Source organism: Thermoactinomyces sp. DSM 45892 (assembly GCF_900107305.1).
In the GTDB taxonomy this organism is placed as follows: domain Bacteria; phylum Bacillota; class Bacilli; order Thermoactinomycetales; family Thermoactinomycetaceae; genus Baia.
In genome coordinates this window covers 117,080-137,353 of sequence record NZ_FNPL01000005.1, presented here as the reverse complement: position 1 = coordinate 137,353, position 20,274 = coordinate 117,080, and the positions used below count along the sequence as shown (strand labels likewise).

General features: G+C 39.9%; 19 protein-coding genes. 3 read left to right on the top strand and 16 right to left on the bottom strand.

Going from position 1 to position 20,274, the window contains the following annotated elements; translation table 11 throughout:
• Nucleotides 1–6: 6 nt before the first annotated feature.
• From BLU58_RS05640 to BLU58_RS05625, 4 genes are read right to left on the bottom strand one after another with little or no spacing between them, the layout of a single operon-like run.
• Nucleotides 7–1,221 carry an acetate/propionate family kinase gene (locus BLU58_RS05640; RefSeq protein WP_093291249.1) on the bottom strand — a complete coding sequence of 405 codons (1,215 nt, stop codon included), beginning with the start codon at nucleotides 1,219–1,221 and terminating at the stop codon, nucleotides 7–9.
• Nucleotides 1,218–2,114 (bottom strand): 3-hydroxyacyl-CoA dehydrogenase family protein, encoded by an 897-nt coding sequence (locus tag BLU58_RS05635; RefSeq protein ID WP_255404618.1) that lies wholly within the window; start codon nucleotides 2,112–2,114, stop codon nucleotides 1,218–1,220. Before BLU58_RS05635 ends, BLU58_RS05640 begins: the two co-directional genes overlap by 4 nt.
• A 33-nt stretch (nucleotides 2,115–2,147) precedes the next feature.
• Nucleotides 2,148–3,662: an AAA family ATPase gene (locus BLU58_RS05630; RefSeq protein WP_255404617.1), complete on the bottom strand. Its 1,515-nt coding sequence runs from the start codon at nucleotides 3,660–3,662 to the stop codon at nucleotides 2,148–2,150.
• On the bottom strand, nucleotides 3,655–4,182 hold the full coding sequence (locus BLU58_RS05625) for a hypothetical protein (RefSeq protein WP_093291247.1): 528 nt from the start codon (nucleotides 4,180–4,182) through the stop codon (nucleotides 3,655–3,657). The genes BLU58_RS05630 and BLU58_RS05625 overlap by 8 nt, the downstream gene beginning before the upstream one ends.
• A gap of 188 nt (nucleotides 4,183–4,370) precedes the next feature.
• Between BLU58_RS05625 and BLU58_RS05620 the strand changes: the two genes are divergently transcribed.
• The gene (locus BLU58_RS05620) at nucleotides 4,371–4,565 is read left to right on the top strand and encodes a hypothetical protein (protein WP_093291246.1); all 195 of its coding nucleotides are present in this window, start codon (nucleotides 4,371–4,373) and stop codon (nucleotides 4,563–4,565) included.
• Nucleotides 4,566–4,645: 80 nt separating this feature from the next.
• On the opposite strand, the gene BLU58_RS05615 is transcribed toward BLU58_RS05620, so the two are convergent.
• The 5 genes from BLU58_RS05615 to BLU58_RS16860 form a co-directional block, all read right to left on the bottom strand.
• Nucleotides 4,646–5,950, bottom strand: coding sequence for an amidohydrolase (locus BLU58_RS05615; protein WP_093291245.1), 1,305 nt, complete (start codon nucleotides 5,948–5,950; stop codon nucleotides 4,646–4,648).
• A gap of 24 nt (nucleotides 5,951–5,974) precedes the next feature.
• On the bottom strand, nucleotides 5,975–6,877 hold the full coding sequence (ligD, locus tag BLU58_RS05610; protein ID WP_093291244.1) for a non-homologous end-joining DNA ligase: 903 nt from the start codon (nucleotides 6,875–6,877) through the stop codon (nucleotides 5,975–5,977).
• Between the two features lie 57 nt (nucleotides 6,878–6,934).
• Nucleotides 6,935–7,123, bottom strand: a complete 189-nt coding sequence (locus BLU58_RS16325; RefSeq protein WP_093291243.1) for a hypothetical protein — start codon at nucleotides 7,121–7,123, stop codon at nucleotides 6,935–6,937.
• A gap of 112 nt (nucleotides 7,124–7,235) precedes the next feature.
• Complete coding sequence (locus BLU58_RS05600) at nucleotides 7,236–8,132, bottom strand: ATP-dependent DNA ligase (protein ID WP_143123714.1); 897 nt, start codon at nucleotides 8,130–8,132, stop codon at nucleotides 7,236–7,238.
• 444 nt (nucleotides 8,133–8,576) lie between these two features.
• The gene (locus tag BLU58_RS16860; protein WP_255404616.1) at nucleotides 8,577–8,921 is read right to left on the bottom strand and encodes a recombinase; all 345 of its coding nucleotides are present in this window, start codon (nucleotides 8,919–8,921) and stop codon (nucleotides 8,577–8,579) included.
• 102 nt (nucleotides 8,922–9,023) lie between these two features.
• Between BLU58_RS16860 and BLU58_RS16320 the strand changes: the two genes are divergently transcribed.
• Nucleotides 9,024–9,209, top strand: a complete 186-nt coding sequence (locus BLU58_RS16320) for a hypothetical protein (protein WP_176786508.1) — start codon at nucleotides 9,024–9,026, stop codon at nucleotides 9,207–9,209.
• Between the two features lie 22 nt (nucleotides 9,210–9,231).
• On the opposite strand, the gene BLU58_RS05585 is transcribed toward BLU58_RS16320, so the two are convergent.
• Complete coding sequence (locus BLU58_RS05585) at nucleotides 9,232–10,149, bottom strand: winged helix-turn-helix domain-containing protein (RefSeq protein WP_093291240.1); 918 nt, start codon at nucleotides 10,147–10,149, stop codon at nucleotides 9,232–9,234.
• A 211-nt stretch (nucleotides 10,150–10,360) separates the two neighbouring features.
• Here BLU58_RS05585 and BLU58_RS05580 point away from each other — a divergent pair, with 211 nt between their 5' ends.
• On the top strand, nucleotides 10,361–12,145 hold the full coding sequence (locus BLU58_RS05580) for a M3 family metallopeptidase (protein WP_093291239.1): 1,785 nt from the start codon (nucleotides 10,361–10,363) through the stop codon (nucleotides 12,143–12,145).
• 363 nt (nucleotides 12,146–12,508) lie between these two features.
• Here the strand turns inward: BLU58_RS05580 and BLU58_RS05575 are convergent, their stop codons facing one another.
• From BLU58_RS05575 to BLU58_RS05545, 6 genes are all read right to left on the bottom strand, one after another.
• Nucleotides 12,509–12,901 (bottom strand): pyrophosphohydrolase domain-containing protein, encoded by a 393-nt coding sequence (locus BLU58_RS05575; RefSeq protein WP_093291238.1) that lies wholly within the window; start codon nucleotides 12,899–12,901, stop codon nucleotides 12,509–12,511.
• 368 nt (nucleotides 12,902–13,269) lie between these two features.
• Nucleotides 13,270–14,301 (bottom strand): ribonucleotide-diphosphate reductase subunit beta, encoded by a 1,032-nt coding sequence (locus BLU58_RS05565; RefSeq protein WP_093291236.1) that lies wholly within the window; start codon nucleotides 14,299–14,301, stop codon nucleotides 13,270–13,272.
• A gap of 18 nt (nucleotides 14,302–14,319) precedes the next feature.
• Nucleotides 14,320–16,533 carry a ribonucleoside-diphosphate reductase subunit alpha gene (locus BLU58_RS05560; RefSeq protein ID WP_093291235.1) on the bottom strand — a complete coding sequence of 738 codons (2,214 nt, stop codon included), beginning with the start codon at nucleotides 16,531–16,533 and terminating at the stop codon, nucleotides 14,320–14,322.
• Nucleotides 16,534–16,919: 386 nt separating this feature from the next.
• Entirely contained in the window at nucleotides 16,920–17,867 is a 948-nt protein-coding gene (gene trxB / locus BLU58_RS05555; RefSeq protein WP_093291234.1) for a thioredoxin-disulfide reductase, read from the bottom strand.
• Between the two features lie 224 nt (nucleotides 17,868–18,091).
• Complete coding sequence (locus tag BLU58_RS05550) at nucleotides 18,092–18,841, bottom strand: YheC/YheD family protein (protein ID WP_093291233.1); 750 nt, start codon at nucleotides 18,839–18,841, stop codon at nucleotides 18,092–18,094.
• Between the two features lie 191 nt (nucleotides 18,842–19,032).
• Nucleotides 19,033–20,247: a phenylacetate--CoA ligase family protein gene (locus BLU58_RS05545; protein WP_093291232.1), complete on the bottom strand. Its 1,215-nt coding sequence runs from the start codon at nucleotides 20,245–20,247 to the stop codon at nucleotides 19,033–19,035.
• Between the last annotated feature and the right edge of the window lie 27 nt (nucleotides 20,248–20,274).

The window sequence follows — 20,274 nt, the reverse complement described above, 5'->3', positions numbered from 1 at the left end:
CTATCATCATAACATTGTCGAACGAGAAGAGACCAGATTTTTTGCATCCCGTGCAATCATTAATTCTTCATTTGTAGGAATGACTAAAACATCGATTTTAGACTGTGAAGTACTAATTCTTCGGTCTTCCTTTCTGCGAACCGAATTTTCTTCTAAATCGATCTCCATGCCAAGATACGATAAACCGGAACAAACTTTTTCACGGATCAAAGAAGCATTTTCTCCTACTCCAGCTGTAAAAATAAGTGCATCAGCTCCATTTAACGCCGCGAAGTAAGCCCCGATCATCTTGCGTAGACGATATACATACATTTCAATGGCTAGTTTTGCTTGTGGATTCCCATCAAACATCGCCTCCGTCACTTCCCTCATATCGCCCGATAAACCAGATACCCCTAAAAGACCGCTATGTTTATTTAACATAGACTGAACTTCTCCGAGTGTAAGATCTTCTTTTGCCATCACAAATGGAACAATTGCTGGATCGATATCCCCTGATCTCGTACCCATCATCAAGCCTTCTAAAGGTGTCATTCCCATGCTGGTGTCTACCGATTTCCCGTATTCTATAGCAGAAAGACTCGCCCCGTTTCCAATATGTGCAATAACAAGTTTCAAATTCTCCAGAGGTCGTCCGAGAAATTCAGCCGCTTTTTGAGCTACATATTTATGTGATGTACCGTGAAACCCATAGCGACGTATCCGATGCTTTTGGTATAGGACGCGTGGGATTGGATACATAAATGCGTAATCGGGCATGGTTTGATGAAATGCGGTATCGAAAACAGCTACATGAACTGCGTTTGCTAATTGAGCCTGAGCAGCATCGATCCCTAGTAAATTAGGAGGATTATGTAAAGGTGCTAGATCAATTGTTTTTCGAATCGCTTGGCGGACTTCGCTTGTAATGACGACCGACTCGGAGAAAAACTCTCCACCATGAACCACACGGTGACCAACTGCCAATATGTCATCTGCACTCTGAATCACTCCGTGCTCCTCAGACATGAGTAGTGATAATACTTTGTTTAAACCGTCACGATGGTCTAATATCTCAGACGTTAGGACTAGTTCCTCGCGACCCGGTATTTCTTGTTTTATAATCGCAGCATCGGTTCCAATTTTCTCGACAAGACCCGAAGCTAGTACTGACTCATCAGTCATATCAAACAATTGATATTTTATCGACGAACTTCCGCAGTTTATTACAAGTACCTTCATGATCTAGAGCCCTCCCCATCACTGATTCGAACCCCTTCTTGATCATAACGGAAAAAGCCCTCCCCTGTTTTTACTCCGAGGCTTTTAGCTCGCACCATCTTTTTAAGTAAAGGTGCTGGACGAAATTTCGGCTCCCCAAACTCTCGAAATAATTGTTCGAGCGCAGCTAATACGGAGTCTAGTCCAAAGCGATCCGCCATCTCAAATGGGCCTGCATGAAATTGATATCCGAGCTTCATGGCACGATCAATCTCTTCTACTGTCGCCACCCCTTCCATTAAGATATTAGTGGCTTCGTTAATCATGAGCACAATCATACGCGTTGTCACAAAGCCGGGTGATTCAAACACTTCAACTGCCGACAATCCCCATTGCGGAAGTAATTTACGCACTATATTCACTGTTGAGTCAGATGTTTTAAGTCCTCGAACCACTTCTACAACTGGTATGGTAGGCACTGGATAAACAAAATGTAAGCCAATTACCCTATCTGGATGTTGTGTCATGGCAGCAATTTCCGTCAAACTAAGTGTAGATGTATTACTAGCGAACACCACTTCAGGTTTACATAATTGATCACAAATTTGATAAACTTCTCTTTTCGTCTGCATATCCTCATCGACAGATTCGATTACAAAATCTGCATCTTTTAAGACACTTGTGTTGACTGAAAAATGCAGATTGGCTAAGATGATTTTCTTCTCAGCCTCTGTAATGCCCCATTTAGCTAACTTACGATCGAGACTATGAACTACAGAACGTTTCGCTTGCTCTACTGCTTGTGGGTCTTTTTCTAAAATAGTAGTCTCGAACCTTTTGGAGGCTAATAACTCTGCTATTCCAGCACCCATCACTCCTCCACCGACGACGACTACTTGTTGAATTTGATCCACACCATTACACACCCTTTCCTATAAAACCGTGTTTTATTGTACCAGTTTTTTTTCCTTCTGGGATAATAATCCTCGAAATTCATCTCCCGATAATGTCTCTTCTTGTAAAAGGATGCGCAAGAACTGTGGAAATAATGATCGATATTGCAGTAAATGACTCGTACATTTTTGTTCTAGTTCCTCTAAAATTTGACTAATCTTTGTTTGTAACTGGTCCTTAGGAAGTAGGTTTATGTCAATAATGCCTAGATCTGTGAATCCAGATTCCACAATCGCCTTAGCATATCGATTACATTGTTCATAATCACTTCGAGCTCCTGTTGACTTGTGTCCTAAAACGATGGACTCTGCAACTGCACCCGCTAACCCAATTAAAATTTGGTGCTCCAAATGCTCCTGGGTATAAAGATGACGGTCTACTCCAGGATGATGTCGCACATACCCTAACGCTTGCCCTCTTGGCGATAATGCGACATGAGCAACTGAACCAGGATTGACTACTTCTGCCATGATAGCGTGGCCTAATTCATGAATAGCCACCCTCTCCTTCTCTTCTTCACTGGTTTCACGATCGATCTTTTCACCCATCATTACCTTATCGATCGCTAACATCAAGTGTTTTTGTGTAACCTCTTTACTTTTTTCCCGCAGTGCATAAATGGCCGCTTCGTTACTTAAACTTTCCAATTGAGCTCCAGAGAAACCAAACGTCTCCTCAGCTACTTTTTCTAGATCTACATCAGGAGCCAACGGTTTCAGATGAGTGTGAAGCTCTAATATCTTCAAACGGGATGATCGATCGGGTAGATCAACTGTAATCAGACGATCAAATCGCCCAGGACGCAGTAATGCATCGTCCAATAAATCTTTTCGGTTAGTAGCACCCATCACCAGAATCTGTACCTCTAGATTCGTTGCAATCCCATCCATCTCCGTTAATAATTGATTTAGTGTTTGATCGTATTCCCGTTGTTGAGAGCCATCTCGCTTTCCACCGATTACATCTATCTCATCAATGAATAGAATCGCACTAGAAACTTGTGCCTTTTTTGCTGCTCTTTTGGCTCGTTCGAATAATTCCCGAACTCTTTTCGCTCCGACTCCCACATATCGCTCCACAAATTCAGAGCCAGAAGCATGCGTAAATACAGAGTGGGTATAATGTGCTGCCGCTTTAGCAAGAAGTGTTTTCCCTGTTCCAGGGGGACCAGCTAACAGGATGCCTTTTAAAGGGCGAATTCCGTAGTGTTCTGTTTGCGTAGGTTCGATTAGAAAGTCAAGTGCTTCTTGGAGCTCTTTTTTGGCATGTGTTTGTCCTCCAATATCGTCAAAACAAGTTTTGGGGATATCGGGCGATTGATCCTGTGAATGACGCTGACTCCCTAACCAAGATTGCGGCCAATTTTTTTCTTTCCATAAAGGTGTCAGTATCATTCCGAGAAGAACAAGACCGAAAATTACTAATAAAGGAATCTCTACTCTCAAGTAAGCTAAGAAAAAAAGGACGGCAAAACCAGAACCCAATATCCATGCTTTGGTGTTAGTCAAGTTTCTTTCCCTCCGGCTGGATCGGAACCATTTCAACAGTAAAACGTTTTCCATCCATAAACGATATATACAAATAGTCTTCGTCAATTCGAGACAAACTATCTATACCTTTTTCTTGGGCTTCTTTTTCGGTAACCTCTGGGATTTTTCCATATTCTTTATGGGCAATTGCTTCTTGTATATGGAAGCGACTTACTTCCCAAGCGTCTTTCGTTAATGAATTTGGTTTATTTTTCCAATTAACTTTTAGTTTTTTATCCCCAATTATCTTCTGTAATTTATGATTCATTTCTGGATATTTTTGGATAAATGTATCTGCATCTATAATCTCTAATTGAACTGTAACAACGTTTGGCTGTACATTAATATCTGTTACGGTTAAAAAATTCTCACCCGACTCAAACACACCATAAATCGGTTTTTGAAGCGTAAGCCAAGTACTAAGTTTCCAAGCTCCAAATAAAACAGAAAGTGTAACAACACAGCTTATTATAATCGTTTTCCATTGCTTCCTTGGCATTTTTACGCCCCCTTTGTATATCAATATCCCACAAGAAAGTATATCATATTATTATACAATCCTAAGTATGGAAAGATTGGTAAAGAAAAATAAAAAGCCCATCATCTGGGCTTTTTGTGTAAAATGTGCTAATCATAGAGCCTCGCCATCTGGTGATACTATCAGTACATCGCAAGGGAGGTGAAGCAGTGAACGTAAGACAAGGCTCAGACTGGCTTACTGATTTACTGCAAGTTCATCTGTCACCCGATGAACTGCAACAAGCAAATACTTTTTTACACGCTGAAACATGGGCATCCCCCTCAGCCCTTCAGCGAAACTGGTGTGACCAAAGAGAAGATCTTCCTTTGCGTTTTCATCTAGAGATTGATATGAAAGTGTAAGTTGGTATTATTTTAACAATACATCTCCTGCCTATACCTACCACCCCAAGCAATTCTCCTGCCATCTTCTGGCAGGATCTTTATCCTCGTAAGTTTTCAAAAGCTTGATTCGCTTCAAAAATTACTTTTTCTGAGTCAATTGTAAGCATTTCACGATTTATCATGAGTGGCTGTCCTTGAACATATACGTCTTGTACATCAGATCTGGTTGCAGAATAGACAATGTGTGAAACGACATCGGTATGAGGTTGCATGTGTGCTTGGGTTAAGTCTAGGGTAATAAAATCAGCTTGTTTGCCAACCTTGAGAGTACCGATTTCTTTGTCTAAAAATAGGGCTTCTGCGCCATAAATCGTTCCCATTGCCAGAGCTGTTTTAGCCGGAACAGCGAGAGGGTCTTGAAGATGTCCTTTATGAATGAGTGCAGCTAGTTGAATTTCTTCTAACAAATCGAGATTGTTATTACTTGCCGCCCCATCTGTGGCTAAGCTCGGCCGCATCCCATGAGCAATCATCTGCGGAATAGGGGCGATGCCACTGCCTAGTTTCAGATTACTCCCAGGATTGTGGGCGATCTTGACATTCTTTTTTGCAAGGAGTTCAACTTCTTCTTCTGTTAGATGAACAGCATGCGCAACTAAGGAAGGGATATCAAAGAAGCCTAATTGATCTAGATGTTCAACAGGTCTTGCTCCGTACTCACGGACATTTAATTCTACTTCCGCTTTTGTTTCAGACATATGCGTATGAATGGGAAGGCTCAGTTCTGCTGCTTTTTCTACAAATTGGCGAATGAATTCAGGGCCACACGTATAGGGAGAATGAGGTGCCATCATCGTTGTGATGCGGCCGCCAGCAGCACCGTTCCACCGTTTGGCAAAAGAAGCTGCCTCTTCTAGTTTACTTTTACGTAGCTCATCATCGCCAAATCCAATGCATCCACGTGTGAGACGTGCTCGTAATCCAGTCTGCTCCACCACACTCGCAACTGCATCCATGTTATCGTACATGTCTAAAAAGGTAGTCGTTCCACCTTGAATCATCTCGAGTGCCGCTAAATGTGCTCCCACGGACACATGCTCCGCATTCATTTTTCCTTCCATTGGCCATATTTCATTTTCAAGCCATTGTTGTAAAGGAAGATCGTCTGCGTATCCGCGTAATAATGTCATAGCCAAGTGACCATGTGTATTCACGAAGCCGGGGAGTATTGCCTTCCCTTTGCAACATATAATCTCGTCATATTGATTTTGTTCTTCTACTGGTAATGCAGGGCCTACATATGTAATTATCCCATCTTCTATTGCCAAGTTTCCATTTTGAATAGGCGTTGTGTCATCCACCATATCAATAACAACCGCTTCTGTAAATAATGTTTTCATCATTATCCCCCATGACTTGTATATAGATTATTGTCTTTCTACAAAACTTAGTATATCATCCAAGCTTTCTCTAGGTCCTTGAACCATAGTTGCAAATAAATCCCCTTTTTGTTGAAGCCGTTTGATCATCGTAGGAAGAGTAAATTCTGTTGGTGATGATAAAAGTGCTAACTCACCCCATTCTAACGGAGTTGATACAGTAGCGGAAGATCTCGCCCTCGGGGAGTAAGGAGCGATCAATGTCTTTTTTGTCCAGTGCTGTAGATAATCCACATACACTTTACCCCCACGATCTTTCACAAATCGCTCCACCGTAATGAATTTGGGGTAGCGTTCTGCTAAATATCTTGCAATGAACTGAGTTACTTTTCGAGTCTGATCAAAGGTATATCGATTTTCAATTGGAATGTAAACCTGGAGTCCAGTAGCTCCGGACGTTTTTGGGAATGATTGTAGTCCGAGTGACTGTAGAATCTGTTGAAGTTGTAATGCTGTCTCTCGTACAGGACCGAACTCAGGTGTACTTGGGTCCAAGTCAAATACGACTTCTGTTGGTGCATTCATATTCGTACCGTAGTGAAAGGATACATGAAATTCCAAACAAGCCAAATTCGCCAGCCACGCTAAAGTAGGAAGATTATTTAGGAGAATATATTCCGTCTCATCTACCCGCATCGTATCTACGAAATCGGGTTTCTTTTTAGGACAATTCTTTTGATAAAAATGCTCTCCATTTACTCCATCTGGATATCGAATAGTGGTTAGCAAACGATTTTGTGTATAGGGTAGCAGGTAAGGTCCTAGCTGTGTGAGATAAAGAAGATAGTCCCATTTGGTAATCTCAGCTTGTGGAAACAAAAGTTTATCTGGATTCGAGATATCCATTTCATGACCATCTATTTGAATCGTCTGCTTAACCTTTTTACCCATAAATGCCTCCACACCTGCCCATTTATCCTCAGATTATGTACCAGATTTAGACTCTTGTCATAGTTTAAAACAAGAAATCAAATATAAAATGACAAGGAGGTAGTTACATGCCACCACGTCCTCCGTATACACCTTATCCTCATCCACCCTATCGCCCAGATCCATATCGTCCAGGTCCGTTTCTCCCAGGTCCGTTCCCTTATCGTCCAGGTCCCTATCCTCCAGTCCCGTTTCCGCCGTATCCATTACCTATTCCACCCTTGTTACCACCATTCGTTCCCCCTTATGCCCCATTCTTACCTCCCATCGTTGTCTTTTAATCTGGTCTGGGATTCAAATAGAGGATGTATCTGTTCCTCTATTTGAATCCCAGACATTTTGCTGAACGCATAGTACCATCTGGGGTCCACTCTAGAAATTCAATTTCCACTTGCAACACAGGCGGGGTCCAAATAACCTCTTCCTGTATCTGCGGAGGTTTTTTTAAAATCGAGTTCGGAATAGCGATCTCCCTTGCCCAGCTGGTAATCAACTGCTTTTCCTCTACAGATAATCCGGATGATACTTTTCCAATATAACGGTACCCATTCTCATTTTTTATCACGATTAATAGAGAATATGCTAAATTGGATTTAATACTTACTCCAATCACATTACCTGTGATATATTTCCAGTTTTTATATTTCAACCATGTCGGATGTTTTTCTTCAAGATGATAAACGCTTTCCCTTTCTTTACAAACAATTCCCTCCCAATTATTTGCACGTGTTAAATGAATTAATTCTTCTGGCTCATCATATGTAGGGCAAACTTGTATGAATTCTCCGTGAGAAAATTCTCTTTCTAATAGTTGTTGCCTTTTCCATAGCGGTTGATCTGTTATCCATTTTCCTTGCCAACATAACAAATCAAAAACAATGTAATATACAGGATTTGTATATATGGCTGTTTGAATCCGCCAAGATTCTTTTAATCGATCTCGCTTCATCACTTGAAAAAAGTCTGGTTTTCGTTCTTTCCATGCTATTATTTCTCCATCAAGTATGGATTTTGTTTGTGTAGCAAACTTGTTTATAATCTCCTGTTTAATTTCTACATAGGTATTGGTTCGATCTTGCCCCTTTTTTGTATACATTTGCACTTGGTCATTTTCAATTTCGCTTATTAAACGTACCCCATCCCACTTCACTTGATACACATAATCAGAGCTGGATTTTATTTCTTGAATTAACACAGGCTCCATCGGTCGTATCATGTCATACACCCCGCCCTCTTCAAAAAGTTATTCACCCTTTTAGTATGGATCTTCTAGGTATACAATATCTATTTACTTCATTATCTATTTGTTGATAAAGTTAGAGTAAAAAGCGATTTTTTATGATTGGATAAGAAAAAAGAATTGATTTTAAATGAGAAATAGGAGCAGACGTTACAAGGGGGTCCGACAGAAAAACGCGGATTTCATACGCTAAGGATGGAAATAGCAAGAAGAACCCTATCTTTACTACGCTAAGTGTGAAGATAGGGTTCTTTGATAATTAATGGAAAAGAAGGGCCAGTGTAATTACTGGTAGTTGCTCTCTGTTTTCCTACGACATATCCCTCAAAATGTTTTCCACCATAAGGCTTCAATACGTCTAATACAAACTGAATAAGTGGTTCCTTTTGTTTTGTGAGGTAGTATTGCTGGGAAAAATGGCTATAGGTATTCGCAAATTCCCCCATCATATCCATCATGATCTTGAAAACCTCCGATCTTATCTAATCCAAGACCTTCTGTATAAAATGAAACTACTTTCTCTAATTGATCCGTAGGACGAGCAATTCGAACTTGAACAAATGGTACATTCCCTTGCTTCCAAGCATGATACACCCATCTAAATTGGTTATCAATCTCAAATTTTTTTCTACCAAACTTGACTCCATTTTGAAGGGCAACTTGAATTTCCTCCTCCTGTCTTTCTCGTATTCGTTTACGCTCATCTTCTGCCATGTAACGTAATTGCAGTATTAAATCGAAAACCAGGGATTTAATCCAATCCATTATATTTCACGGTGTTTAGAAGAGGCATGTCCAAAACAACGATATCAACTTGTTTCACCTTTATTAACTCCTGCCATTCATCTGTATATGATCGCTCCATCGTTGATTATCATATTGGACTTAGTTGTGAAGGGAAAACATGCTGTTCAGGTTATTCAACGCGGCATGCTAAAACGTCAACTTTATGAGAAAGAACTTCGTCCTGTGCTCCGCACAGACAATGGGCCCCATGAGTCCGGTTCAATACCGAACGCACACCCTGCAGGTTGTTTAAAAATTCGTGTCTAACTTTTTGAATTCACTTCAATCATTACTCTCTAAAGGAGTGTTTCGGATAAATAACTGAATTTAGCATTTCTCGTAATTCAGACCCAAATTCTTTTCGTGTACTAAGATAAAACTGACTCTCTCCGGTTAGATGCACACGAACAAGACCGGCTGCTCGCAGTGTCATAATATGATGATGAATATTTCCTTTTGCTCCCCCTATATATTTCAAAACATCGGTGAATGTATGTTTCTCTACTGAAAGAAACTGTAATATGTCTAAGCGCTTTCGATCAGATAGGCTTTTTCCAATACGAATCAGCTCATCTACACTTAATGGTCCCGTTTTAAGTGGGAACCATACAAATATTTTTTCTCTCAAAATACTAAAAGTATGTAGAGGGCTAAAGTGAATAGATGGGATCATAATGACATGTTTTATATCTTTTATCTCAATTTGAAGTCCAGTGGCAAAGTGCTCAACTAGCTGGACGGAAGACATTTGTTCCTTTTGTTTATTGAAAACATGAACCGCTTTTTCTAGCTTATCCTCCACCCTTTCAAATTGAAAATACTGCTCGTTCCATTTAGATAAAAAATAAACAAGTTGATTTCGTTGTTTTTCTAAATCTAATAATATCTGTGAATCTATTTCTCTGATGTGTGGTGCTAGTAATTCATACATCTCAGCTGCAGTTAGCCCTTCCATCCAGCTTAAAAATGAATCTATCTGTTGATTAAACGGGCATTTTTCAATCAATACACACGCAACATTCCCTAGCGCTATATCTTCAAATTGCTCTAACTCTTTCTCAAATTCAGCTGTTAACCTCTCTTGTACGTCTGTAATCCATCCTATGCCTTTATCTATATATTTCAGATTGGCTCTTCGTTTATATAAAAGAAAACTTAAGAGAAGTTCATATGCAGTCGAGTTCCCTGCTTCTACTTGATAAGTCATATTTACCCCCTGTTCCTAGGTGTTAACTAAATCATAACACAACAAATAACGAAGAAAGAACGATAAATAGATTCAATTTGTATTTACATATGAATTTAGTTCTATTATGATTGAACTAAATAGTCGTTTTGATTATGAAGAACTAAAAGAACTGATTATCAATGTACCTTTAGTATGCTCTTCAAAAAATTTGCTAGGAGGAATTCAACAAATGAATTTAATAATCGCTGAACCCGCTCGTTGGAATCTGAAGACCCTATATTCTGAACCGATAGAATCTGTGCTATCCAACGAGTTAGACGAATTAGAGTTTACTTTGGATCCACTACTAAATAGCATGAGACAACTTTCTTCAACCTCAAACCCGATTAAATCAGAAGAACTGTCTCTTTTCTCCCAATTGATTAAACGAATTGAAAAAGCCGACTCCTATTATTATTGTCTTTCTGCTGAAACACCTAGACATCCCGGAAACACCTCACTATATAGCCGTATCTCCAAACTGAAAGCGGGAGTTCGTTCCCTGATGTCCGATTTAGGACGACAACTTGCCCTGATGACAGATGAACAATTCACTGAATGTTCTAGTCTTCCTTCTATTCGTCCATTTCTTTCTGATTTATCAACTCTCCGCAAGAAAAGCCAATCCCTCCCTAGCAATCTAGAGGACTTTGCAACAAAAATTACTGGACTTGAGACTTTGGAACATACGTATATCCAACTTCGTAATAAGTTACAAACCTACATAGAGGATGGGATTCATAAAACAAAGCTATCTTTTGGTGAAGCAAACAGAATAGCACTTAGTGACCCAGATCCAGATAGGCAAAAACAAGTATTTCAATCTCTGACACAAACCCTAGAACAAGAGTCAGACCTTTTCGCTTCTGTTCTGAATCAGATTACCAGTCTTCGTCTAGCCCTTTGCCACGCTAAAAAACGAAAAGATGTATTAGACGAATCATTGGAATTAAGTGGCCTTTCCCGTTATACTCTTGATACCATGTGGGAGACAATTGACAGTCTTCTTCCTAAATTAACTCATTATCTAAACCTGAAAGCGACCGAATACGGACAAGAAAAAATCTCTTGGCATCAACTTAAGACACAGTCTCATGTTTCCACTCAGATTCCTTTCTCTAGAGCGATAGAACAAGTTATTCAAACATCTAATCAAATAGATCCAGCAATGGGTAACTTCATGCATCAAGCTGCAATGAATGGATGGATCGATGCTGTACCAAGTAAAAACAAACCGCTAGGTGGCTTTTGTGCTCCCTTTATCAGTGATGGTGAATCCCGTATCTCCTTAAGTTATGATGAAAGCATAGAGAGTGGTAGAATTCTGGCTCATGAATTAGGACATGCATGGCATTATCGACAATTAGAAAGTTCCTCTTCACTTGTTCTGTTGGAAGATCAATTTAGCATGACCATTGCTGAAACATCTTCTATATTCTTTCAGTTACTCTTTGTTGACGGTATGATTCAAAATTCGAAAGATCCGAAAGAGAAGAAATCATTACTTAGTTGGAAAATACAAGACAGCCTTACTTACGTGATGGGAATTCGTGCAGCTTACCTATTCGAGACTCAGCTCTATGAAAAACGGAGCTCTGGCCCTTTGAATGCTAGAGAACTAGAGGATATGTTTCTAGAGGCTCAGAGAAAAGCTTACGGAGATCAACTTAGTGAATATCAACCATTTGAATGGATAAAAGCGATACAATTTTATAGAGCCTATGTCCCCTTCTATAACTATCCATATACTTTTGGTTATCTTTTTAGCTTGGGTCTAGTAGAAGTAGCCAAGCAAGATGGGGAACAATTTGCTCAGAATTTTAATCAATTTCTAAGAGAGACAGGGAAGAAATCAGTAGAAGATTTGGCACTTCAACATTTTGGTCTTAATCTTTCACAACCAGATTTTTGGTATCAATCGATCCAACGTATTGTAGACGATATCGGAGAATACATTCATCTATCTACAACATAGCGAATCTGTGATTACCGAAAACATTACAATATTTAAATTCCGTTACATCAGTGACCCATTTTTCATTTGAAGAGACATGAAATTAACGGTTCAATCGATTCTCAGCGATTTGAGACGGTTCCAGTAGGCAATGCCCCACAAGATATAAGTGTAAACCCGATAACGTGGCGTTCTATCCCTTATCCTGAGTAGCTTTTTCATATCTGGACCATTTCTTCATCATGGAGTAATTTACATTTCTTGTAAGGGTTCTGGTCCAACAAAAAGGATCTTGTTCAATTCGATTATGAGAAATTTCTGTTGCCTGATGGCTATGCTGTCAGGCAATTTCTTTTTCTTTCCTCAACTTTTCTACTTTTCACCCTACTTTTGCTCTATTTGTCGTAAAATCTCTTTCTTCAATAAAGGTTGGGGGTCTTGCCAATGTGCAGGCTTCATCACTTTTCCGTCAGACTCTCGATAGCGTGGCTTCCCGTCTTCCCACAACTTCGACATGTTCGCACGATGAACGATGTCGAACAACTCACCTGGGTCTACTCCCATCTCCACCAGTGTCCCTAAAGAAAAGTACATTAAATCAATCATAGCGTCCGCTTGATCTTCTAATGTTCGAGATTCAGCAAACTCCTGTAATTCTTCCTGCATAAAGCCAATTCGTTGTTTTACTCGATCTTCAGGAAGTAACTGCGGCTCTTCTGGTGCAGCTAGTCCAAATGACTTATGCCATGATTTTACTTGTTTCCAGGATTCTCTCATCATTTCTCACTTCTCTGTCTCTACATTTTGGTTACTTGCCTCTGGATCACAAAATATTTAACCGAACGAGTAGTCCCCAGTATTATAGCTCGTTCCTCTATACCAATATTAAACTTTTTCATCGAATCATCAAGGTAGCTTATCATTTTCTCATAATCATCAGAAGTTATATGAGCAGAATGATTTCTAAAACCTTCCTCCACCCAATGTTCTCTAGAACCCAATATACACGCAAATAGCGAAATCGTAAATCGCTTTACCTTCTGAACCCAGTATTTTTCCTATTTGGAACTCTGTATATAGAAAGCCCTCGTAGCTCTTTCTTCTCATCAAAAGAGCTACGAGGGGGCTTATGTGAATCCTATACCTTACAAATCTCCAAAATCAAGATTGCTTGCTTTTGTGTAATTGGTTACTTTTTGTTCAAAGAAGTCCGTTTTGGTTGCATTAAGGTTGGAGAAGCTTTCTACCCATTTCATCGGGTGAGTTTGAATTTCAGGATATAAAACCTCAAATCCTAGACGGCTCAATCGTTCATTGGATAAGAATTTAATGTACTTCTCCAACACTTCATTGTTAAGTCCTTGAATCTCATTGTTGGTAATATATTTGCCCCACTCAATTTCATGTTCTACTGCTGTTCTCGTCATTTCGCGCAATTCCTCCACAAACTCTGGCGTAAACAAGTCTGGATTTTCTTTGCGAAGCTCTCGGATCATGTTTTGGAATAAAACAACATGAGTTAGTTCGTCACGTTGAATGTACTTGATGATGGTTGCAGTAGCAGTCATCTTTCCTTGTCTCGCTAATGCATAGAAGAAGGAAAATCCACTGTAAAAATAGAGAGATTCTAGCAAGAAGTTAGCCATGCATGTACGGATAAATTGATGATCACTTTTTTGATCTACAAATTGTTGATACAAGTCGGCAATAAAACGATTTCGCTTCATCAGATGTTCATCGTTCCGCCATTCGTCGTAGATGTTCTCCCTTGTCTCAGGGGAGCATACACTATCTAAAATATAGCTATACGATTGCGCATGGATCTCCTCCTGAAAAGCTTGCACGTTCAGCAAGGAAGAAACCTCTGGTGCCGTAACATATTCATGGATGTTAGGTAGATTTTCTCCTTGAATGGAATCAAGGAAGTTAAGAAACGAAATCGTCTTATCAAAAGCTCGGCGTTCAGCTGGACTTAGTTCTTGGAACTCTTTCGCATCCGAGGCAAGAGGAATCTCTTCTGGAATCCAAAAGTTGTTTAGCATCGTTCGATATAACTTATGAGCCCAGTCATACTTAATACGGTTCCACTCTCTTAGATTGGTGGTATTCCCGTTAATTAGGCGCTGTGTTCCTCTTTGTCCGTCTTCATTAAAAATTTTCTTCCGCTCTAGTTGCATGTTTACGCTCTCCCCTCGTTACGATGAACAACTTACACATTCTTCTACTTCTACAGATTGGTTACGAATGTAGTAAATCGTTTTCACACCATTTTTCCAAGCTTCCATATAAAGCTCTAAAAATTCTTTCGCGTTTGTTTCAGGCGTGATATATAAGTTAAATGATTGAGCTTGATCGATATGACGCTGTCTCATTCCAGCAGCACGGATACTCCAGCTCTGATCAATTTTATGTGCTTCTTTGTAATACCAAGTTGTCTCTACCGATAAATTAGGAGCTGTTTGCGGAATAGACGCCCCCCGCTTTTCTTCCACGAAAAACTTTGCATACACAGGGTCGATTCCCGCAGTAGAGCCCGCAATCAAGGAAGTGGAACCCGTTGGGGCAATCGCCATGACCCAAGCATTTCGCATCCCATGCTCAGCCACTTCTCGTTGCAACTCATTCCATCTTTCGCTATTATAGCCACGCTTCTCAAAATAGACCCCCGTATCCCACTCACTCCCAGAAAAAGCTGGATAGGGTCCTTTTTCTTTGGCATGTTCCATCGAAGCACGAATCGCTTGATATGCAATCTCTTCAAACAATCGATCTGCTTCCTCTACGTGGTCCTCTGATTCCCACATAATTTTCTGTTGGGCTAGATATTGATGATATCCGCTTGTGCCTAGGCCCACAGCACGATACTTATGATTCGTAACCTCTGCTTGCTTGACGGGATACATATTTAAATCAATTACATTGTCAAGCATCCTCATCTGAACCGGAATAATTCGGGCAAGATCCTTGTAGCTATGCACTCTGCCGAGATTAATAGAAGAAAGATTACACACTACAAAATCTCCAGGTCTTTGCTTATTAACGATGATTCCATCCTCAATTTCTTCACTCATCCACTCTGTTGCAGACATGTTTTGGCAGATTTCCGTACAAAGATTTGAGGAGTAAATCATTCCTTTATGTTTATTCGGATTAGCTTCGTTCACCCAATCACGGAAGAAAATAAACGGAGTACCCGTTTCAAAAGCACTAACCATAACCCGCTTCATAATATCGATCGCAGGAATCTCAACAGAATCAAGGGATGGGTGGTTCTCACACTCTTGATAACGTTGCTCAAATTCAGCCCCAAAAAAATCTTCAAGTGAGTATCCCATCACTTCTCTTACTTCGTGTGGATCGAATAAACTCCAGATACCTCGCTGTGCTACACGTTCCATAAATAAATTCGGAACACAAACCCCCGGGAAAATATCATGCGCCTTTAAGCGATCGTCCCCATTGTTTGTTTTTAGATTGAGGAAATCTAGAATATCGGAGTGCCACACATCCAGATAAATAGCAAATGCACCCCGACGAACGCCTAACTGATCAACCGCAACAGCCGTATTATTGTAATTTCGAATCCATGGAATAACTCCGCCTGATGCGCCTTTATGTCCACGAATTTTAGAACCTTTAGCCCGGACTTTTCCTAAATAAATTCCAACTCCACCACCATACTTGGAAACTTGAGCTGTTGAGGAGTTTGTTTCATAGATGGACCACAAGGAGTCATCCACTGTATCAATAAAGCACGAAGAAAGTTGATGAAGAGGCTTTCCAGCATTCGCTAATGTTGGAGTCGCGACCGTTAGTTCAAGTCTGGATAAAACCTCATAAAATTTCTCAGCCCATATCACAGGGTTCTGCTCTTTAGAAGCTAAGTGCATCGCGATAATCATAAAGCGTTCTTGAGGTAATTCCATTACTTTCTGTTGAAAGTTACGTACTAAATACCGATCCGCCAGAACTTTCAAACCAATATAGTTAAAAAGTTCGTCCCGTTCAGGTTTCATGACAGATGATAGATATGCAATCTCTTCTGTACTATATGTCTCTAATAAATATGTACCGTACAAGCCTTCCTCAGATAAAGTACGAATTAGTGAATAAAAGTCTCCATATTTCTGAGAAGCATCAAATTGACGGTTTTCACCTGCTTGTCGATAGAGAAACATCACTAAAAAACGAGCAGCCACAAACTGCCAGTCTGGTTCCTCTACACTCGTTTTTTCAACCGCTACTTGAATCAGCAACTGAATTTGCTCTTCTAGCGACATATTTTCTCTTAGCTGTAATCGTGTCTCTTCTTCCAAGCTAGTAAAATCAAGGTGAGTAAAGTCACGTTCCACCTCTGTTAGCCAATTTCCAATTTTCAGGTTTACCTCTAACCCCTTTATTTCAATCATACATCCACATCCGATCCATATATAGTGACTATTTGAGTATAACCGACACTATATATTGTGCAAGCTATTTGAGAACCCAAAAAAATAAGTTATGATTCATTATCTTGGAATTTCCAATTTGAAACGCTCAATCTCTCCATGTTGCGCACATTTTTACGAGTTGACGAGAGTGAAAAAAAGAAACCATTTAGATAGTTAACTAGATATATAATCATAAGCATTTATTTTATATAAAGCACACGAAAAATCTTATAAAAGAAACATACTCAAGGGCTATCCTAAAGTAGATTTTTCTCCTTAAGATAGCCCTAGTTTATCCAAACATGAATCACAATAATATAGAATAACAGCCTAAAAAATAATTCTCCATAGAAAGGATATCATTTTTATAAACTCTTGCTCCAGTCGTCCACTTGGTTCCCCTCTAAAAATCGCTCACAGTCTAGTGCCGCCATGCAGCCTGTTCCAGCCGCTGTGATCGCCTGACGATAAACATGATCCTGTACATCACCACAAGCAAATACTCCAGGGATATTCGTCCGTGTAGTACCAGGTTGTACTTTAATATAGCCTGTTTCATCAGTTGCTAGCTGATCTGGTAAAAAGCTTGTATTTGGAGTATGACCAATCGCCACAAAAATTCCATCTGTCTCAATGATCTCTTCTTTGCCCGTTTCATTATTTTTCACTTTTAAACCCGTAACACCCTGATCTCCCTTTACTACTTCGATCGGAGTACAGTTCAGGCTCCATGTGACTTTCTCATTTTCTCTAGCACGCTCCTGCATGATCTTTGATGCCCGAAGCTCCTCTCTACGGTGTACGACTCGTACTTCAGAAGCAAATTTCGTTAGGAAGTTCGCTTCTTCCATCGCGGAATCTCCTCCACCCACAACAATAATTTTCTTATCGCGGAAAAAGAAGCCATCGCAAGTAGCACATGTGCTTACACCCATACCAATGCTTTCTTTTTCATTGGGAATCCCTAATAATTTAGCAGAAGCACCTGTAGAGATAATTAATGTTTCGGTCTCCACTACTCTCTCTTCACCGATATGTAATGTAAATGGCTTGCTAGTCAGATCGACTCGATTCACCCAGCCGCGTTCAAATCGTGCACCAAAACGCTCTGCTTGTTTACGCATATTCTGCATCAACTCTGGACCCATTACTCCTTCAGGGAATCCAGGGAAATTCTCCACTTCCGTTGTGGTGGTTAATTGTCCACCTGGCTCTGGACCCTCAATTACAAGCGGATTCATGTTTGCACGAGCTAGGTAAATCGCTGCTGTTAAGCCGGATGGACCAGTTCCAAGTACAACTACTTTGTTCATTTGAAAGCCTCCATTTTCATCTAAATTTACTTAGATTATACTATATCTTATTAAATAATAACTCTAGTTTATCAGTAATACGTCATCATGGATAGTCTCACTATGTATTTATAGTATGTATTTTCAAGCACTGATCATACCTTCAAAAACGCACGTACTAAGCAGAAACGGTCATAATCTGAGAAAATAAAAAAGCCCACAATGGACAATGGGCTTTATGAATATCACCTAGCTCTTCTACGGTTCGCTAAGATTTTTTTGAAAACAGTAGGATTCAGCCGTTTAAATAGCGAGCTACCGGGAGTAATATTTACTTCGTAAATCCAAATCTTCCCGTTAGGAGTAATGGCTAGATCCACACCAAACTCTCGCCAAGAAGGATACACTTTAGAAATCGATTTAACTGATTCTGTGGCAATCTGTTCAAGTTGATTTTGCGTCTCCACAGATTGTTGTTGAGAGTAACCTAGTTTAGAGCGTAATAAAGTAGGAACCAAGATGGTAGTTCCTCCACTAGAACCATTTGTCACAACTCCTAAAGACGGTGCTTGCTTTCCAATAAGCCCCATGCAAGTCCACTTTCCATCTATACGAATGAAATGTGCCCTAATATCAAAGGCGCGACCGGATTTCATAACACTATTAATTCCTTGCTGCACAAGGTATGTTCTGCCTTTCATTTTTCTGGCTAAAATCCGCTGATATGCCGCTTGAACTCCTGAAACAGTCGCTCTCCCTTTTAAGTCCCTATCTTTAATGAGGAATTGGCCATTTGCTAGTTTTTCAACTCTCATAACACCTTTTCCTTGGCTTGAATCGTTTGGCTTCACGTATATCAGATTATATCTCTGACACATTTGTTTAAAGTTCTCGAGAGAGAAACGAAGTGTTTCTGGAAGATGAGAAGCAGTCGTGGAGTTCTGACGAAGTATCCCATAATTGCCAATCTTACTTATCACTTTCCCGTACCTCATAATTCATCCCCTCTTTCTGAGATAGTATAGGTTATGCGAAAGGGGATAAAACTCTTGTACACTAGCATAGTCTATTGATAGATAGGTATTGTTTTTGATAGTTAGCTAGATTTAAACGTAAGTATGAGAAAATGAAAATCCGAGGATCGAAGGATGTAAAAACTCTTCGATCCTCGGACTCTTAACAAAGACTAATGACGCCCCCACTGCTTATGATGGATCACTTTCTTCTTTACCTGATGCGTTTGAAATTGCTCTGGATCAGTTACTACCTTTACCTGAATTTCATCCAGAATTCCATTTCGAATCATGATCCCGATCTCCGGAATTTGGTCCTGTATATCAAGTTGGATTTGTTTTCGAATGCAGTCCGTGATAAAAGGACTATCAATCCAAACCAACAGCTTATTACGATCTACCTGTATCCAAATAGTAGCCTTATCCAGATGTCGGAATGCGGCCTCTTCTATATCATAGAAACTAATCTTCTCACCATGTTTCCATTCTGTACCGACTCGTTTTACGAGCGATTGGAAACTAAGAACCGTTTTATCGGCAATATGGATTGGCTTGAAACCACGAACCACATCATAGGTAACAAAACGAACAGCCGGAAATGTTTTTCTTGAAAAGGATGTAAGCACTAAAATCCGTTCATCTTCCCTCAGTAAATCTGCATCCAATCCAACTTCTTCTGCCTTTATTCCTTCAGGTACTAAGTCATCTACAAAAAGATAACATCCATGCTCATGCGAATAATAGGCAATGGTTCCAATTTCAATCGATCCGACCGTATCCATAATATCTTTCTGATCTATGCACAAACGAGAAGCCACTTTTTTCTGCCACTCAGCGCTGGCCACTTCCCCTACTAATATAACCTTCTGTATCCCAAATTGCTCTGGATGATCGGTAGCCGATAGGATGCTTTCTAAAATAGATGGCATTGTATACAGACAATCAGGCCGAAATTGCTTTAGTAATTTCACATGATCTTGTACAGGCAGATGATACGGAATATCTTCACAGATTAATCCTATACTCTTAAAGACCTCCATTGCAGTATTTGCGGCATGCCCTGTTCCCATATCGGATATAGCTGTTCGAATGGATTTATCTTGGAGAAAGCGAGTGTAAATCTGTACTTTTTTATCCAAATAGTCCTGATCATCTTCTCTTGAATAGGCAATTTTTTTCCTTTTTTTCGAACTGGTCCCGGATGTATGATAGATCTTCCACGCTGGATTAAAATCTTGATGATAATAATGCTTTTCTAGAATTTCTCTCGTAATCAGCGGCAATTTCAACAAACTATCCGGTTTCATAGAAGATAGGTAATCTTTATACCAAGGAAAATAAGTAATCATTTCATTTACTTTCGTTTGTAATCTCTCTTTTTCAGTCATCCTCACCACTCACTTTCTATGAAATTT

Bases quoted from the DNA above. Each gene is read 5' to 3' on its own strand.
- BLU58_RS05640 (WP_093291249.1), bottom strand. From the start codon at position 1,221: ATGAAGGTACTTGTAATAAACTGCGGAAGTTCGTCGATAAAATATCAA.
- BLU58_RS05625 (WP_093291247.1), bottom strand. From the start codon at position 4,182: ATGCCAAGGAAGCAATGGAAAACGATTATAATAAGCTGTGTTGTTACA.
- BLU58_RS05615 (WP_093291245.1), bottom strand. From the start codon at position 5,950: ATGATGAAAACATTATTTACAGAAGCGGTTGTTATTGATATGGTGGAT.
- ligD (WP_093291244.1), bottom strand. From the start codon at position 6,877: ATGGGTAAAAAGGTTAAGCAGACGATTCAAATAGATGGTCATGAAATG.
- BLU58_RS16325 (WP_093291243.1), bottom strand. From the start codon at position 7,123: ATGGATACGGCGGAAACGGGACTGGAGGATAGGGACCTGGACGATAAG.
- BLU58_RS05600 (WP_143123714.1), bottom strand. From the start codon at position 8,132: ATGATACGACCGATGGAGCCTGTGTTAATTCAAGAAATAAAATCCAGC.
- BLU58_RS16860 (WP_255404616.1), bottom strand. From the start codon at position 8,921: ATGGATTGGATTAAATCCCTGGTTTTCGATTTAATACTGCAATTACGT.
- BLU58_RS05585 (WP_093291240.1), bottom strand. From the start codon at position 10,149: ATGACTTATCAAGTAGAAGCAGGGAACTCGACTGCATATGAACTTCTC.
- BLU58_RS05580 (WP_093291239.1), top strand. From the start codon at position 10,361: ATGAATTTAATAATCGCTGAACCCGCTCGTTGGAATCTGAAGACCCTA.
- BLU58_RS05575 (WP_093291238.1), bottom strand. From the start codon at position 12,901: ATGAGAGAATCCTGGAAACAAGTAAAATCATGGCATAAGTCATTTGGA.
- BLU58_RS05565 (WP_093291236.1), bottom strand. From the start codon at position 14,301: ATGCAACTAGAGCGGAAGAAAATTTTTAATGAAGACGGACAAAGAGGA.
- BLU58_RS05560 (WP_093291235.1), bottom strand. From the start codon at position 16,533: ATGATTGAAATAAAGGGGTTAGAGGTAAACCTGAAAATTGGAAATTGG.
- trxB (WP_093291234.1), bottom strand. From the start codon at position 17,867: ATGAACAAAGTAGTTGTACTTGGAACTGGTCCATCCGGCTTAACAGCA.
- BLU58_RS05550 (WP_093291233.1), bottom strand. From the start codon at position 18,841: ATGAGGTACGGGAAAGTGATAAGTAAGATTGGCAATTATGGGATACTT.
- BLU58_RS05545 (WP_093291232.1), bottom strand. From the start codon at position 20,247: ATGACTGAAAAAGAGAGATTACAAACGAAAGTAAATGAAATGATTACT.